The following is a 15,965-nucleotide window of genomic DNA, read 5'->3' as shown; positions in this document are numbered from 1 at the left end:
AAAGAAGATCACGATACGGGTTTGCATTCCACACTTGAAAATCTTGCTGTGTTTACTGAACAGGCTTCAACCATAGGGGGAACTGAAATGATCACTGGATTGCATCACGCGCAAATCACGATTCCAAAAGGGTCGGAGCAAGCGGGCAAGGAGTTTTACTGTGAAGTGCTCGGGCTGCCGGAAATCGATAAGCCGGAAGCCTTGAAAGGGCGCGGCGGCTTTTGGCTGTCTGTCGGCCATCAGGAAGTGCATGTCGGGACAGAAGACGGCTGACCGGCTCTCGACAAAAGCGCATCTAGCGTACCGGGTGGAGGATATCAGCTATTGGCGAGCAAGGCTAGAAGCGCAAGGCCTTGAAATTCTGGAGGCGGTGCCGATTTCGGGCTTTATGCGTTTCGAATTCCGGGACCCGTTCGGGAATCGTGTGGAATTGATTCATGCGTTTTAAGATTGCTTGCGGAAGCCAGTTGTTTAATAAGTTAAACAGGAAAGCGTTCTTAAAAGGCGTTTAATCAAATGAAAAATCCCTCTTGGCATGAAACAGTGCCAAGAGGGATTTTTTTGTAACGATAGTTTGTCAAATTAATTGCAAGACTTCGTCTCCAAAGGCTTAGGTAGCTGTTTTCCATCCCAGACATTTTCGTGGGCGACAGCTTTGAAGACAATCCGCCATTAAGTGCCGGATTTCCAGAACAGCTCAGTTGATTTTACAAACAATAAAAAAACAGTTTCAGTATCTGGTCTTGCTTTGGCAGGCTCAGTCGCGCGCGTCTTCACTCTTGATATCGCCGACTAGTTCTTCGAGCAAGTCTTCTAGTGTGATGAGTCCGGAAGTGCCGCCATATTCATCGAGCACAATTGCCAAATGGTCATTGTTTTTCTGCATCTCCAAAAATACTTCATCGATTTTCCATTTCTCAAAAACAAAATAGGGCGCCCGCAGGATCGGCCGGATATCGAAGGCTTGCTTGCCGGCGCTTTCCCTGTAGCGGAACAAATCTTTGATGTGGACGGTGCCGATAATATGATCAGCATCTTTTTCATAAACCGGGAATTTGCTGAAAGGGTTTTCGGTGACGAGTTGCACGACTTTTTCTAAGGAATCTTCAGCGGAAATGGCGACCATGTCCGTACGGTGCACCATGATTTCTTCGACGGTCTTATCGTTGAATTCAAAGGCCTGGGTGATGATGAATCGCTCCATCTCTTCGATAGTGCCTTTTTCTTTGCCGGCTTCGAGCATCAAGCGGATTTCTTCTTCGGTTTCGATCAAAATGGCTTTATGCGGATCGATGCCGAACATACGGAGCACCGCATTAGTCGACCACGAGAGAATTTTGACAAACGGGTTGGTGACAATCGCCAGAAACCGCAGCGGGTAGATAAACGTCATGGCGATCGGCTGGGGCTTTTGGAGAGCTAAGCGTTTCGGCACCAACTCGCCGAAGACGAGCGTGAAATAGGAAAGCAGGAATGTGATTAAGACTAATGATGTGACTTGGACGATCGCTGGAGAAACCGGAATGGCGGTCCCTTGGACATAAAGCGACAGCTCATCTGCAAAGCTGTCTGCCGCAAAGGCACTGGCCAAAAAGCCTGCTAATGTAATGCCGATCTGGATCGTCGCCAGGAATTGGCTCGGCTGCGACAACATGTCATCGATCAGCTGGGCTTTCTTGTTCCCTGATTCCGCCAGTTTCTTGATTTTGTAATCATTCAAGGAAATCAACGCAATTTCAGACGCCGCAAACAAAGCGTTGATGAATATCAGCACAATCAATATTCCAAGTGCCCATCCCATGAGTTCAGCCCCCTTGCTTGTCTGCATTCAATTCCATTGAAGAATAAAGCAATGTGGCAATAGCGGGGAGTTTTCGGATTGTCTAATTATATCTAGTTTAGCGGAAAGTGGTATGCGTGCCAATATAGAGTGCGGATTAAAAAAAGCCATGAAAAAAGAGGCGCCATCTGGCGTCTCTTTTTTCATGGATCACAAATGGTTAAATCGTGCCTGCTTCAAAAGATTCATCGCTGATTTCGCCGACGATTTCTTCCAAAATGTCTTCCATCGTGACAAGGCCCGCCGTGCGTCCGTCTATTCCGGTGATGATGGCCATATGCGTCCGGCTTTGCTGCATATTGCTCAGTACTTTCTGGATTGGCGTGTTCTCAGGGAAGCTCTTCATCGGGTGAAGGAAAGTTTCCGGTGCCTGGGTTCTGCCTGCAGCCATGCTCGTCAGCAGTTCTTTCGTGTTGATGAACCCAAGCAGGCGGTTAGTGTCTCCGTCTTCCGTAACAGGATAGCGGGTATATTCGTGTTCATCGAGCACCTCGAACAGCTGGGTGCGCGATAGGTTTTTGTCTACCGACACGATTTTTTCTTTTGGAATCATGATGTGTTTGACGATGCGTTCATCAAAATCAAAAATATTCTTCAAGTACGTCAATTCGGTCTGGTTGATTTCACCGCTTTGAAAACTTTCAGCCATGATCAATTTCAGCTCTTCTTCGGAATGGGCTTCCGTATGGCCGGTCGGTTCTACTTTGAACAGGCGCAGGAATAAACGTGCCGAGCCGTTCAACAGCCAAATGAACGGGTTCATCAATTTCCCGAACCAGTAAAGAGGCGGCGCGAGCAGCAAAGTCATACGTTCTGCGTATTGAATCGCCAAAGTTTTCGGTGCCAGCTCGCCGATGACGACGTGCAAAAAGGTGACGAGACTTAGTGCGATGGCGTATGACAGTACAGTTGCAATCGCAGGAGACAACTCGAAAGCATCGAAGATCGGTCGCAGGAGCCGTTCAACGGTCGGTTCTCCCAGAGCACCGAGAATCAGCGCTGTGATGGTAATGCCAAGCTGGCAGGCCGATAGGTAATAATCGAGTTTGTTTGCGACTTCTTTTGCGCGTACAGCTTTTTTATTACCTTCTGAAATCAATTGGTCAATTCGTGACATCCGTACTTTCAATATCGCGAATTCGGCTCCTACAAAGAAAGCAGTCGCTCCAATCATGATAGCCACGAGCAATAAGTTAATGATTATTTGTCCATCCAAGTTGATTCCCCCGAGTTGGGGGTTCACCTCCAAAAGTTAGTGTGTATGCATATATTAATTAGTGGATTTCGGTTTTTTTTGTAAACAGCACCTGCTTGATCTGCTGGTGATCCATGTCGGTGACGGTCCAAGTTGTATTTTTATACGTTAACGGTTCACCGATTTGGATTTCCCCGGTCGTGCGGTAATGGATCCAGCCGCCGATCGTGTCGATGTCGTCGCTTTCATCAAAGATGACGCCGAAGCGCTCTTCTAGTTCTTTCAAGAGAACGCGGCCATTCAATACGTACTCGTGGTCGCCGACTTTGCTGATTTCCGGCACTTCATCCTCATCGAATTCATCGCGGATTTCGCCGACGATTTCTTCGAGAATGTCTTCAAGGGCGATGATACCAGCCGTTCCGCCGTATTCATCCGCGACAATGGCCATATGGACGTGCGCGGTCTGCATTCTCAGCAAAGCGCCTTGAAGCCCAGTCATTTCAAACACGGTCGGCACTTCACGGACAAAGTCTTGAAGTTGCCACGCGCGCCCAGCGACGATATGCGGCAGCATTTTCTTAGCACTGACATAGCCAATAATCTGATCTTTATCGCCGTCTTCCGTGACGGGATAGCGCGTGTAATTGTGTTCATCGAGCATTTGGATGATTTCTTCGGCAGACATATCCAAATCGAGCGTGATGATTTCCGTCCGCGGCACCATGATGTCTTTCGCTGAGCGTTCATCGAATGTGAAGACATTTTCCATATAGGACAGTTCGTTTTGGTTGATGGCACCGCCTTTGAAGCTTTGCGCCATGACAATTTTCAGTTCTTCTTCTGAGTATGCTTGTTCGTGCCCGGGTTGGACACCAAACAGTCTCAGCAAGAGACGAGCCGCGCCGTTCAAGGTCCAGATGAATGGGTACATCAATTTTCCGAACCAGTAAAGCGGGGGCGCCAACAGCAGCGCCATTTTTTCCGCGTATTCGATGGCGAGCGTTTTCGGCGCCATTTCCCCTAGGACGACGTGCAAATATGTCACCAAAAGAAAAGCGATGGCGTAGGAAGAGGCCGATGCAGCAGCAGCCGACACTTCGAAAAAGTCGAAAATCGGATACATGAGCCGTTCGACGGTCGGTTTCCCGAGTGCACCAAGGCCGAGTGCTGTCACCGTAATGCCGAGCTGGCAGGCAGACAGGTAATAATCCAAGTTGCTGGCAACTTCTTTGGCGCGGACGGCTTTTTTATTGCCTTCCGCAATGAGTTGGTTCAAGCGGGACATCCGGATTTTCACGACTGCAAATTCAGAGCCGACAAAAAATGCGGTCAAAGCGAGTAACAGGACGAGCAAAGCAAGATTCAGTATTGTAATGATATCCACGTAAGATTCCCTAAAAAGGGATTCACCTCCATAAGTAATTCAGCGAGTGCGCCAGACGTAGAAAAATCTCAACGTATTCACTGATTGTTTTCATAGTCCGCCAGTAGACATGGCATATGAGTTCCGTTCGTCGAAGAAAGGGCAATCCATCCGGGCGCTGCTGCTTTTCGATCTGTTCGATATGTTTTCGAACATCCGGCAACTATCCATGCGAAACTGGTTAAAGCAAATGTTTCGTTCTATTACACTATTAACCGTTGCTAGTCCCTTCCCAATGGTTTCCCCTCCTTCTATATTAAGGAGTATAATACCATATAAGCTGTAAGAAAGTAGCAAAACAGTCAGTAGTTTTGCAAAAATTTAGCCGTGAATTTGAAGATTTAATATAGTGCTGTTTTATTTTTCTGTGCTATAATTTTTTTAACAACTCAATAGACCTTGACATCACGTCAAAGGGGAGTAGCTATGGGGAAACCTATTTCACAGTCGTCATCACGTGGATCCGTCCATCGGTTGTGATAGCAAATCAATTTGCTTAGCAAGACCTTTGCCTTCTATAGGCAGAGGTCTTTTTTGTTGCCAAAAATAGGGAGGTTTTCCACTTGGAAGCTATATTATTGGAGTATTTATGGGTGCTGCTCGTACTTGTCGCACTCGAAGGTTTGCTCGCTGCGGACAACGCAGTCGTCATGGCGGTCATGGTCAAACACTTACCGAAAGTACAGCAAAAGAAAGCGTTGTTCTACGGTTTGCTCGGGGCATTCGTTTTCCGTTTCGCGGCGCTGTTCATGATTACTTTGCTCGTCGACGTCTGGCAAATCCAAGCACTCGGGGCAGCGTATTTACTGTTTATCGCATTTAAGCATATTTACGATCAGCGAAAAGGCAAAGAACATACAATCGAACCGGAAGCGACAAAAGGTTCCGGCTTTTGGATGACGGTTTTGAAAGTGGAGCTCGCTGACATCGCGTTTGCGGTCGATTCCATGCTTGCCGCGGTTGCGCTCGCAATCACCTTGCCGCATCTAGGCTCGATGGAAGTCGGCGGAATTAACGGCGGACAGTTCGGCGTCATGCTTGCCGGCGGGTTGATCGGACTGGTCATCATGCGTTTTGCGGCGCATAAGTTCGTCAAGTTACTGTCGAATTACCCGCAGCTGGAAACGACAGCATTCGTCATCGTCGGCTGGGTCGGCGTCAAGCTGACCGTGCTGACTCTTGGACACGAAGGCGTCGGTATCTTGCCTTATGGTTTCGTCCACTCGACAGAATGGAAACTGATTTTCTGGGGTGTTTTGCTTGCCATCGTTGTAGTTGGCGCTATTGTCAGCATCAAGAAAAAGCGCGAGCAATCTGTCGCGTAGTGTATGTGTATGAGGGGGAGCGGTTGTTGCATGGCTCTCTCCCTCATGATAAAATCAACTCACTTCAGAAATGAAACGAGCTGATGGGTGGACGATGGACAACTAACCTGTTTTTAGTCATTTGAAATAACCAATTTCGAAGACCAAAAAATAGGATTAGTCTGCCCATTTCACCAAACGACGCTGCCATTGAACGAGAGCTTTTTTGGCGCATCCTGAATGTACCAACTAATCCTTCCAAATCTTGGTTTGGGAGGTTTTTTTGTTCTCCCTGCCAAAATAACAAGGAATGGTTCTATATGACGGAATTGATGAAGTTAATCAATGTGTCAAATGAAAAAGAGTGGGATAACGAGCATTTGAAAAGTAAGCTCGCCGCTACAAAAGAAGAACTGGCAGCGGCGGTCAAAACGTATTTAGCGTCATTTCCCGGGAAATAATTTTCGATGAAAAACTATCAGACGAAGGAGAACCTCATGACCAAGCGAATCGACGAACAAGCACTCCATCAAAAGCATTATGCGGAAATCCGTGAAAAAGTGGCGGACGATCCCTTTGCTCGGTCGCTAGGGATCCACTTGACGAAATTCGAAGAAACGATGGCCGAAGCGGAAATCCTCGTGCAGGCTCATATGGTCAACGCTTACGGAACGGTTCACGGAGCGGTCATTTACGCACTTGCCGACCATGTATTATCGGTCGCGAGCAATGCACATGGCAAAGCATCGGTCGGATTGTCGACCAATGCCCAGTTTATCCAAGCGGCGCAGCCTGGTGATTTGCTGACGGCGCGGGCTGTCGAGACTAAGCGCAATTTCCGCGTCGGATTCTACCGTGTCGACGTGTTGCGCGGAGAAGAAATAATCGCGACGGTCGATGCGGTTTCGTACCGGAAAAATCAATATTTTGTGGAAACGGAATAACCGAAAGCAATAGCTGTCTTCATCATAAAGGAGGCGGAAGCCATGAATGAGTTTGCTGAATATTTATCAAAACTCGATAACGGTCACCAGGAGCGCGTGGAAGAAGTGCTGAAGTGGGTCATGGAAACCTATCCGCAGCTTGCCCCGCGCGTCGCTTGGAACCAGCCGTTTCCAAGTTACCCGTTGATGGCGAACAAAGTGGTATCGCAAGGAAACAATAGCCATAATTTAATCCGAAACGGCAATATTAATGTGAATCATTATTTAGCATCGAGCTTCACGATGAAGCTCGACCAAAACACACGGGCGAGAGCGATTAATTTTGCTAGTGATTACAGGCTGACTTTGGATGTCGGAAACAAAGATATCTCACTTGTCGTCGACAGCATCTCGGGACAGGGCCATTTGGACGTTATCAGCACTGGTGGCGGCAGTTTGACTTTGTATGTGAACGACAATATAAACATTCGAGGAGATTTGAACAAAAGCCGGGGAAAAGATGTGTTCATTTATCTCGGGCCTTCAACAAATCCAGATAGACCAAAAACTTTAGTGAGCACAAGTTATGCAGAGTTTAACGCTTCGCTTTATGCATGGGATGCCAATCTTGAGATTATCGGGTCGGCAGGATTCACAGGCCAGCTTGTGACGGGCGGGAAATCGGTAAAAGTGTCTGGAGGGTCGAGTGCCCAATCGGACACGACCGTTGTCTACGCACCGAACGCGACAGTGGAATTGGTGCAAGGAGGAAGACTGCTCGGTGCGGTCGTCTCCAATGTATTCAAATTGAGCGGCGGCGCGAGTGTCCAAAGCAGTGAAGTGGACTTGGGCGATGGCCCATTTTTCCAGGAGACAGGTGGAGAACGCGAAATCTTCCTAGACAGCGGTGCGACATTGGAACAATAGATCGACAAGCTCGATAAACCAAAAAACCCCACGCGTTCCGTTTGACGGGAAGCGTGGGGTTTTGGCTAAACTGTTTTATATGCAAGCGGTTCGGCAGCCGGTTTCCCGAAATAATAGCCTTGGAACAATTGATAGCCCTGTTCTTTCAGCCACAAGAAATCTTCTTCGGTTTCGATGCCTTCAGCGAGCGGCGTAGAGCCGACCCCTTGTGCTTTTTGCAGGAAGCTTTGTGCCACGGATTGTTTTGCCGTGTCATTCGCGACGCCATGGACGTATTGCATATCGAGTTTCATGAAATGCGGCTTTAGTTCATCGAGCACTTCGGCGGTGCTATAGCCTTCGCCGACGTCATCAAGTGCGTACTGGAAGCCTCTTGATTTATAGTAGCCGAGTATGTGCTTCAAATGCTCCAAATCATCGACTTTCTCAGATTCGACGACTTCAAAGACTATTTGCTTCGGGTCGACGCCGGTTTCGTGCGCCAATTCGATCGTCGACCGCAGGCAGAATTCCGGTGAGTAGATCGATGTCGGAATGAAATTGATGAACGCTTTTTCGCCGGACAATTTTGCGGCAGCCCGTACGGCCGTCATGCGGCAAACCCGGTCGAGTGCATATAGTCGCCCGCGGCTTTTCGCTGCAGGAAAAATGGTGTTCGGGTAAATCATCTTGCCGTTTGCATCGTGGAACCGTGCGAGCATTTCGTATGCGTACACATTGCGCTCCGCATCGACGATCGGTTGGTAATGCGAGATGACCCGCTCGTTTTGGATGACCTCATCAATCCATTCCATGTCGAACACTTGGCGCATTTCGGTGATCGGCTGATAGCTTTGCTGATGGATTCGAAACTCCGCCAGATCCGTTTCCAGCAAGTCTTCGCAAAAACTCAAAAACTCGCGAGCACCAAACTCGTCCATTCTTAGGCGGGTGTCTTTTAACAAGACATCTAAACCTTGGCGTTCTAAATGATCTATGGCAATCGGGATAATCGATTGGTTCAATTCACCGTTCAGGCGAATATCAAATGTTAATGTTGAGACAGAACAACTGCTGCAGTTCAAACATGATCCCCCTTTGTATGTGGTAATTAAAGTATATCGGATGTGATTTAATTCACAAGAAAAATTTACAAAAGTGACTTTGGGTGGGGGAAACGCATGGAATTCACCAAAATGGTTGGTTATCTGATCCTGGCCAGCCGGGCAGAACTATTGCCCCCGTGTGCCTGTAAACGCTAAGATGAAAAGACAAACTGACGTGGAGGCGATAGGATGAATGAAGAAATGATATTTCGGCAATGGAAAACGTGGCGCGGCATGATCATCAAGTTGCTGGATAAAGTGACGGAAGAGGAAGCGGACCAGATGCCGGCACCATTCCGTAATTCGATCCGCTGGAACGCCGGACATTTGGTGGCGGGCATTGACGGTTTTGTTGCAAACTCACTCGACACCAAACCGTTTTTGCCGGAGCGCTATGCGGAGCTGTTCGCAAGCGGCACGTCGCCTGAAAACTGGCAAGGGGATGTGCCGTCACTCGACGAACTGAAGCAAGTGCTTGCCGACCAGCCTGACCAGATTGAGCACGTGACCGCCGGCAAGCTCGACAGCAAATTGCTCCAGCCGTTTCTCGGCATGGAAACGCTCGGTGAAGTGCTGGCGTTCATGATTTCCCATGATGCCCTTCATCTCGGGACGATGAACGCGATTCGAAAGACAATTAAAAAAAGCTGAGCCATATATGGCTCAGCTTTTTTTTGATGTGAAAAGAATATTTATATTAATTCATAAAAGAATATAAGTACAAAAGTAATGGCTAGGTATAGGTAAATAGAATTTATTTTTTGATTTTTAAAAATTTGGAAGTTATGATAGAAGAAGGAAATAAAAAACACCGACACATGGCCGGTGGCGGAGACCTCAAAGGATCAACTTTTACGCTTTAAGCTTATTTTAACGTACCAATGTAATGTTACAGAGTAGTAACATTTCTTAGCGTACACTTTCAGTACAAAAATGTAAAGGGGGATTTTCTAAAATGAAAGAATATACAATTGGATTAGATATTGGTACAGCAAGTGTAGGATGGGTTTGTATTGATGAAGACTATAATATTTTGAAATATAATAATCGCCATGCATTTGGAGTTCATGAATTTGAATCCGCAGAAAGTGCAGTTGGCAGGAGACTGAAACGAGGAATGAGAAGACGCTACAATCGCCGGAAAAAGAGGCTGCAGTTACTTCAATCATTATTTGAATCATACATATCTGAAAATGACTTCTTTTCAAAAACGGATTCTCAGCATTTTTGGAAAAATAATAACGAATTTGAAAACCGTACCTTAACGGAAGTTCTTTCTGCGCTAAGAATTAATCCGCGCAAGTATCCGACCGCTTATCATTTGCGAAAAGACTTGATAGAGTCAAATAAAAAAGTGGACTTGCGTCTTGTTTACCTGGCTTTACATAACTTGGTGAAATATCGCGGTCATTTCCTGCAAGAAGGAGATTGGTCGGAAGCCGCTTCTGAAGAGGGAATGGATGAGCAACTTTCGGAATTGCTTGTTCGATATGCGGAGTTGGAAAACTTATCTCCGCCAGACTTGAGCGAGTCACAATGGAAAGATGCGGAGCGGTTGCTTCTTGATCGGCGTCTTACCAAAACAGATCAGTCAAAAGAGCTGACGGCATTGCTTGGAAAAGAGTATGAGCCGTTTTGCAAACTTGTTGCTGGCAGGGATGTTTCGCTTCACCAATTATTTCCGAGTTCAGCACAAGCAACATTCTATAAGGAAGCTAAAGCAAAAGTTCAGCTTTCCAATGAAAATACGGAAGAGACTATGGAGATGTTGCTAGAAGAGGAAAGTGCATTGCTAGAAGCAGTTCAGCCTTTTTATCAACAGGTAGTTCTCTATGAGCTACTGAAAGGTGAAGCATATGTAGCAAAAGCGAAAGTAGCAGGATTTGATCAGTATAGGAAAGATCTTGCAGCACTGAAGAGCTTGCTTGATAAGTCATTCGGCGAGAAGATATACCGATCCTATTTTATCTCTGATAAAAATAGTCAACGTGAATTTCAAAAGACACATAAATATGAAGTGCTATGCAAGCTTGACCGCTTCAATAAAGAAAAGAAATACGTTGAAAACTTTTATAAAGAGTTGAAGAAGTTGCTAGAAGACAAACTGAAGAAGCAAGACACTAATGTAAATGAAAAAAATGAGATGGAACGGATTATTCAAGCAATCGACAGCGATCAATTCCTTCAAAAGCAAAAAGGGATTCAAAACGCCGCTATTCCTCATCAAAATAACTTATATGAAGCCGAACAAATTCTTCGGAATCAGCAAGCCCATTATCCATTCATCACGAATGAATGGATAGAGAAGGTAAAACAGATTATCGCATTCCGTATCCCTTATTATATTGGACCACTCGTAAAAGATACTGAACAATCACCATTCAGTTGGGTCGAACGGAAAGGAGATGCGTCTATAACGCCTTGGAATTTCGATGAACAAGTGGATAAAGCAGCATCTGCTGAAGCTTTTATTTCTCGGATGCGCAATACTTGTACATATTTGAAAGGACAGGAAGTGCTGCCGAAGAGTTCACTTACTTACGAACGTTTCGAAGTGCTTAATGAACTAAACGGCATACAACTGCGAACAGCGGGAGCAGAACCGGATAGGCGCTATCGTTTATCAAGCGACATGAAGCACTGGATTATCGATAACGTATTTAAGCAATTCAAAACCGTCAGCTCTAAACGGTTGCTTCAAGAGTTGAAGAAAAGTCCGTACGCGGATGAACTTTACGATGAACAAACTGGAGAATTAAAAGAAGTGTACGGAACACAAAAGGAAAATGCCTTTTCGACGAGCTTGAGCGGATATATAACGATGAAATCCATCTTAGGTGAAGCAGTCAATGAAAATCCGGCAATGGTCGAGGAACTCATTTATTGGATTGCGGTGTTTGAAGACCGGGAAATTCTTCACTTGAAAATTCGTGATAAATATCCGTCCATTACAGACATTCAACGACAAAAGTTAGCACATGTGAAACTTCCTGGTTGGGGGCGATTCTCTAGAACTTTGCTGGATGGTCTACCACTTGATGAAGAGGGGCAAAGCGTTCTTGACCATATGGAGAACCACTCGGCCGTCTTCATGGAGATATTGAAGAGCAAAGATTTTGGATTAGAAAAGAAAATTCAAAAGATGAATCAACACCAAGTGGATGGAACGAAAAAAATCCGCTATCAAGATATTGAAGAATTAGCAGGTTCGCCAGCATTGAAGAGGGGAATATGGCGTTCTGTAAAAATAATAGAAGAGTTGGTCGATATTTTCGGAGAACCAGCCAATATCGTTTTAGAAGTGGCACGGGAAGACGGAGAGAAGAAGCGAACGAAAAGCCGCAAAGAACAATGGGATGAATTACTAAAAACGACACTTAAAGAAGATTCCGCGCTGAAAAGTTTTATTAAAGAGGTAAAAAGCCAAGGCGATCAACGATTTGATGATCGACGTTTTTGGCTATATGTAACGCAGCAAGGAAAATGCTTATATACAGGAAAAGCATTGGATATTCAAAATTTATCAATGTATGAAGTGGATCATATTTTACCGCAGAATTTTGTGAAAGACGATAGCTTCGATAACTTAGCGCTTGTCATGCCGGAAGCGAATCAGCGCAAAAATCAAGTAGGCCAAAACAAGATGCCGCTTGAAATTATTGAGGCTAATCGACAATATGAGATGCGCATGTTTTGGGAGCGGCTGCATGAGTCGAAGCTCATCTCGAACGGGAAATTAGGTCGCTTGAAAAAGCAAAGCTTCGATGATGTGGATAAAGATAGATTTATTGCCCGCCAATTGGTTGAGACGCGTCAAATCATCAAACATGTCCGGGATTTGCTCGATGAACGGTTTTCAAAAACGGATGTGCATCTAGTGAAAGCAGGCATCGTCTCGAAGTTCAGGCGCTTCAGCGAAATACCAAAGATCCGTGATTATAACAATAAGCATCACGCGATGGATGCTCTTTTCGCAGCAACGCTTATCCAATCGATTCTTGAGAAATATGGACATAATTTCCTGGCGTTCGATATGTCGAGAAAGGATCGTCAAAAACAATGGCGCTCAGTTCAAGGGAGTTCGAAGGAATTTTTCCTATTCAAAAACTTTGCCAATTTAAGATTGCAAAGTTCTGTAACCGGTGAGGAAGTATCCGGCTTGGAATATATCCAGGATATCTATTATGAGTTGCCTTGGCAGACAACAAAAATGACACAGACCGGAGATGGGATGTTTTATAAAGAAACCATTTTTTCTCCAAAGGCAAAGAAAGCTAAATATGAATCACCAAAAACCGAGAAATTTGTTCATGATGAAGTGAAAAATCATTCTATTTGTTTAGTAGAGTATAAGTTTATGAAAAAAGATAAAGAGTTAACAGAAACCAAGTTCATCGATTTAAAAGTGATTGAATACCATCAGTTTTTCGGCAGTCCTGAAGGTCAACTAGCAAGACATCTAGCAGAAAAAGAAGCGAAAGCTCCGGTAGTGGGTGCACGGATTCTTAAAACGATTCCAAAATACCAGAAGATATGGATGGAAGGTTTCCCTTACTACTTTATATCGACGAAAGAACTTCACAATGCGCAGCAATTTGAAATACCACGTGAATTGATGGATACCGTTCAGCAATTAGATGAGCGGTCAACACCTGAAGATTTGAAGTCAGTATTTGGGTACTTAGTTGAAAAAATGCAAAGTACCTATCCAATTTATAATAAGGACTCGATTAATGAGCGATTACAAAAGTTTGTTGAAACTGAACTTGAAGATTTAGAATCATTTCAAAAAGGGTTTGAGGAATTAAAGAAAGCAGTTGCCGCGAATGCTCAACGCTCGGACAAGTTCGGTAGCCGAATTTCTAAAAAGCCGAAGCCTGAAGAAGTGGTAGTTGGCTATGAATCTATCACAGGTCTTCGCTATAGAAAGCCGAAAAAAGTAGTAGGAGAACTTCAATGAGCTGGCGGACAGTCATTTTATCGAAAGAAGCCAAGCTCACCCTGCGGATGGAGCATTTAATTATTTCAGGGGAGACGGTAAACCGCATTCCTTTGGAGGAAATCGGATTTATGCTCATTGAAAATCCCAATATCCAATTAACGGGCCATTTAATCAATGCTTTATCTGAATACCGTATCGTCACGCTTATATGTGATGCGAAGATGAAGCCTGCAACTGTTGTGAATTCAGTTTACGGACACCATCGCCAAAGCCGGCATATTGTAAAGCAAGCTTCTTGGGCAGAAGACAGGAAAGGCATCTTATGGCAAGAAATCACAAAACAGAAAATCGAGAATCAACGAAGATTACTGGTTCATTTGAAAAAAGAAGGAACTGAAGAGCTAGGGGTGTTCCGCGATCAAGTCGAAGTATTCGATGTGACCAATCGGGAAGGGCACGCAGCAAAAGTTTATTTCAACCGGCTGTTCGGCCAGGACTTTTCCCGCGGGTTGGATGAACCGAGAAATTGGGCTCTTAACTATGGTTATGTCGTCCTCCATTCACTTATTGCCCGTCAAATTGTCAGCCGGGGATATTTGACGGAAATCGGTATTTTCCATGCGAATGAGTTTAATCAAATGAACTTGGCGAGCGATTTCGTTGAAGTTTTGCGACCGCTTGTCGACCACATCGTCCATGAACAAATTACGGATACTTTTGGTAAAGAGGAAAAAAGAATGGTGCTTAAAATGCTGGAGTATAAGATTCGAATCCGAAATTCGAACCAGTATTTGCAGACAGGAGTCCAGTTTTACTTGGACAGCTGTCTTCAATACTTAAATGATGGTCAAAAAGCGAAATTGCTATTCCCGATTTTGGACTTTCCGAAAATGAGGTGAAGGATGTGCATCGAATCATGAGGCTGATTGTCATGTTTGACTTGCCGGTGGAAACGTCGGCTGATCAACGGAACTATCGAAAGTTCAAAAAGTTTCTTCACATCAACGGCTATGCGATGGTGCAGTATTCCATCTACTCGAAAATTGTCATGAATCACTCTGCGCTGCAGTTCCAAAAAAAGAAATTGCAAGTGAATCTTCCTGGAAGAGGCCATGTGACGAGCTTATTGGTCACCGAAAAGCAATTCGCCAATATGGAGCAGCACAATCGACCGTTGCGGCATGAAGAACAAATTGACACAGTTGAAAGGACAATCGAGTTATGAACTGGCATTCCAATTTGTTTGAGACAATTCCATTAGTCGAAGGTGAAGTAAACGTCATTGTGTTCGCAGATCTTGAAAAGCAATTCGCTTACCGCCAGTTGGTGAAACATTGGACGGCTCATCAGCGCATGGATTACCCATTTTGTCTTCTGACTATAAATGGCCGAGAAGTGCCAGCAAAGGAAATCAATGTTTTATCGATGCACGGAGGAGGCATGGAATTTTTTAAGGACAAGCACCATGCTAAGCAACTTCTGGAACTAATGAAATTCGAACTTGAAAATTCCCCTGAGCTGATTCAAGTGTTCACCTTACTCCAAGTAGAATTGGAGAAGGCTTTCGAGCAATGGGTTGTCGAATTTGACGGTGTCGAACTCCAGCCTTCGACTGAAATGGTAAGTTTCGAACAATTAATCAAACTAGCTCCGATCGAAGTTCGATCTGCTACGGGTGAGCCGATTGGAGCTTACGAATATCAGTCATTCCTATTGAAAAGTTGGCTGCATTTAGTCCATAATAAAAAGACCAATGTATGTTTTTATGATTTTCCAGAAAATGAATTGAATAAATCGGAGCTGAAAGAACTTTTTGACTTCGCCAATAGCCAGGGGTGCACAATGATTTGCTTGACCACGAGTCAGCGAGTCATAAATCATGTAGGCATTTCGAATGTCCATCTTATCAGGCATACTGGCGAACGCTACATGATCGAAACTCTGTATGAAGAGTTGAAATTATTCTTCAGCGATGCGCCTGAATCACTCGAATCGTTTGCTAAAAGCCTGGCATACAGCGATTTCCACGAAGACTACACCATGCTCGATCCAAAGTGGCGAGAGTTCTTAATCAGTAGAACGTGCTAATACTACTCTCAGAATTTGAGGTTTTAGACCAATGTAATTTTAGAGAGTAGTAAAACAAGATTATAATTTGACTGACATTGACATCTGTTTTAGACCAATGTAATTTTAGAGAGTAGTAAAACCTTAATTGCCTTGCCTGTTACCGCTGTAGAGTTTTAGACCAATGTAATTTTAGAGAGTAGTAAAACCGGCGAACGGGATTATATCTTGTTTCTTCTGTTTTAGACCAATGTAA

General features: G+C 44.8%; 13 protein-coding genes and 1 pseudogene. 10 read left to right on the top strand and 4 right to left on the bottom strand.

Going from position 1 to position 15,965, the window contains the following annotated elements:
* Positions 1–87: 87 nt before the first annotated feature.
* A pseudogene (locus tag J7E21_RS09215) lies at positions 88–448 on the top strand (VOC family protein).
* 309 nt (positions 449–757) lie between these two features.
* On the opposite strand, the gene J7E21_RS09210 reads toward J7E21_RS09215, so the two are convergent.
* The 3 genes from J7E21_RS09210 to J7E21_RS09200 form a co-directional block, all read right to left on the bottom strand.
* Positions 758–1,801 carry a hemolysin family protein gene (locus J7E21_RS09210; RefSeq protein WP_251047931.1) on the bottom strand — a complete coding sequence of 348 codons (1,044 nt, stop codon included), beginning with the start codon at positions 1,799–1,801 and terminating at the stop codon, positions 758–760.
* Between the two features lie 199 nt (positions 1,802–2,000).
* Positions 2,001–3,056, bottom strand: coding sequence for a hemolysin family protein (locus J7E21_RS09205; RefSeq protein ID WP_215106894.1), 1,056 nt, complete (start codon positions 3,054–3,056; stop codon positions 2,001–2,003).
* A 58-nt stretch (positions 3,057–3,114) separates the two neighbouring features.
* The gene (locus J7E21_RS09200) at positions 3,115–4,422 is read right to left on the bottom strand and encodes a hemolysin family protein (protein ID WP_215106892.1); all 1,308 of its coding nucleotides are present in this window, start codon (positions 4,420–4,422) and stop codon (positions 3,115–3,117) included.
* Positions 4,423–5,024: 602 nt separating this feature from the next.
* On the opposite strand from J7E21_RS09200, the gene J7E21_RS09195 reads away from it, so the two are divergent.
* The 4 genes from J7E21_RS09195 to J7E21_RS09180 all read left to right on the top strand — a co-directional run bounded on the left by J7E21_RS09195 (position 5,025) and on the right by J7E21_RS09180 (position 7,615).
* On the top strand, positions 5,025–5,786 hold the full coding sequence (locus tag J7E21_RS09195; RefSeq protein WP_215106890.1) for a TerC family protein: 762 nt from the start codon (positions 5,025–5,027) through the stop codon (positions 5,784–5,786).
* Between the two features lie 299 nt (positions 5,787–6,085).
* Positions 6,086–6,226 carry a hypothetical protein gene (locus tag J7E21_RS09190; RefSeq protein ID WP_215106888.1) on the top strand — a complete coding sequence of 47 codons (141 nt, stop codon included), beginning with the start codon at positions 6,086–6,088 and terminating at the stop codon, positions 6,224–6,226.
* A 36-nt stretch (positions 6,227–6,262) separates the two neighbouring features.
* Positions 6,263–6,709: a PaaI family thioesterase gene (locus J7E21_RS09185; protein ID WP_215106886.1), complete on the top strand. Its 447-nt coding sequence runs from the start codon at positions 6,263–6,265 to the stop codon at positions 6,707–6,709.
* A gap of 42 nt (positions 6,710–6,751) precedes the next feature.
* The gene (locus J7E21_RS09180; RefSeq protein ID WP_215106884.1) at positions 6,752–7,615 is read left to right on the top strand and encodes a DUF7305 domain-containing protein; all 864 of its coding nucleotides are present in this window, start codon (positions 6,752–6,754) and stop codon (positions 7,613–7,615) included.
* A gap of 65 nt (positions 7,616–7,680) precedes the next feature.
* Here the strand turns inward: J7E21_RS09180 and J7E21_RS09175 are convergent, their stop codons facing one another.
* Positions 7,681–8,679 (bottom strand): EAL domain-containing protein, encoded by a 999-nt coding sequence (locus J7E21_RS09175; RefSeq protein WP_215106882.1) that lies wholly within the window; start codon positions 8,677–8,679, stop codon positions 7,681–7,683.
* Between the two features lie 210 nt (positions 8,680–8,889).
* Here J7E21_RS09175 and J7E21_RS09170 point away from each other — a divergent pair, with 210 nt between their 5' ends.
* The 5 genes from J7E21_RS09170 to J7E21_RS09150 all read left to right on the top strand — a co-directional run bounded on the left by J7E21_RS09170 (position 8,890) and on the right by J7E21_RS09150 (position 15,730).
* Complete coding sequence (locus tag J7E21_RS09170; protein WP_215106880.1) at positions 8,890–9,351, top strand: DinB family protein; 462 nt, start codon at positions 8,890–8,892, stop codon at positions 9,349–9,351.
* Positions 9,352–9,655: 304 nt separating this feature from the next.
* Positions 9,656–13,660 carry a type II CRISPR RNA-guided endonuclease Cas9 gene (gene cas9, locus J7E21_RS09165; RefSeq protein ID WP_215106878.1) on the top strand — a complete coding sequence of 1,335 codons (4,005 nt, stop codon included), beginning with the start codon at positions 9,656–9,658 and terminating at the stop codon, positions 13,658–13,660.
* A complete protein-coding gene (gene cas1, locus J7E21_RS09160) occupies positions 13,657–14,541 on the top strand; it encodes a type II CRISPR-associated endonuclease Cas1 (RefSeq protein WP_215106876.1) in 885 nt (294 codons plus the stop codon). Before cas9 ends, cas1 begins: the two co-directional genes overlap by 4 nt.
* Positions 14,542–14,546: 5 nt before the next feature.
* On the top strand, positions 14,547–14,867 hold the full coding sequence (cas2, locus tag J7E21_RS09155; RefSeq protein ID WP_353047764.1) for a CRISPR-associated endonuclease Cas2: 321 nt from the start codon (positions 14,547–14,549) through the stop codon (positions 14,865–14,867).
* Positions 14,864–15,730 (top strand): hypothetical protein, encoded by an 867-nt coding sequence (locus J7E21_RS09150; protein ID WP_215106874.1) that lies wholly within the window; start codon positions 14,864–14,866, stop codon positions 15,728–15,730. The genes cas2 and J7E21_RS09150 overlap by 4 nt, the downstream gene beginning before the upstream one ends.
* Positions 15,731–15,965: the final 235 nt, after the last annotated feature.

It is taken from the genome of Planococcus sp. ISL-109 (genome assembly GCF_018613655.1).
Taxonomy (GTDB): Bacteria; Bacillota; Bacilli; order Bacillales_A; family Planococcaceae; genus Planococcus.
This window is presented reverse-complemented; position numbering and strand designations above follow the sequence as displayed.

Coding starts and splice junctions, on each gene's coding strand:
- J7E21_RS09210 (WP_251047931.1), bottom strand. CDS start 1,801: ATGGGATGGGCACTTGGAATATTGATTGTGCTGATATTCATCAACGCT.
- J7E21_RS09190 (WP_215106888.1), top strand. CDS start 6,086: ATGACGGAATTGATGAAGTTAATCAATGTGTCAAATGAAAAAGAGTGG.
- J7E21_RS09185 (WP_215106886.1), top strand. CDS start 6,263: ATGACCAAGCGAATCGACGAACAAGCACTCCATCAAAAGCATTATGCG.
- J7E21_RS09180 (WP_215106884.1), top strand. CDS start 6,752: ATGAATGAGTTTGCTGAATATTTATCAAAACTCGATAACGGTCACCAG.
- J7E21_RS09170 (WP_215106880.1), top strand. CDS start 8,890: ATGAATGAAGAAATGATATTTCGGCAATGGAAAACGTGGCGCGGCATG.
- cas9 (WP_215106878.1), top strand. CDS start 9,656: ATGAAAGAATATACAATTGGATTAGATATTGGTACAGCAAGTGTAGGA.
- cas1 (WP_215106876.1), top strand. CDS start 13,657: ATGAGCTGGCGGACAGTCATTTTATCGAAAGAAGCCAAGCTCACCCTG.
- J7E21_RS09150 (WP_215106874.1), top strand. CDS start 14,864: ATGAACTGGCATTCCAATTTGTTTGAGACAATTCCATTAGTCGAAGGT.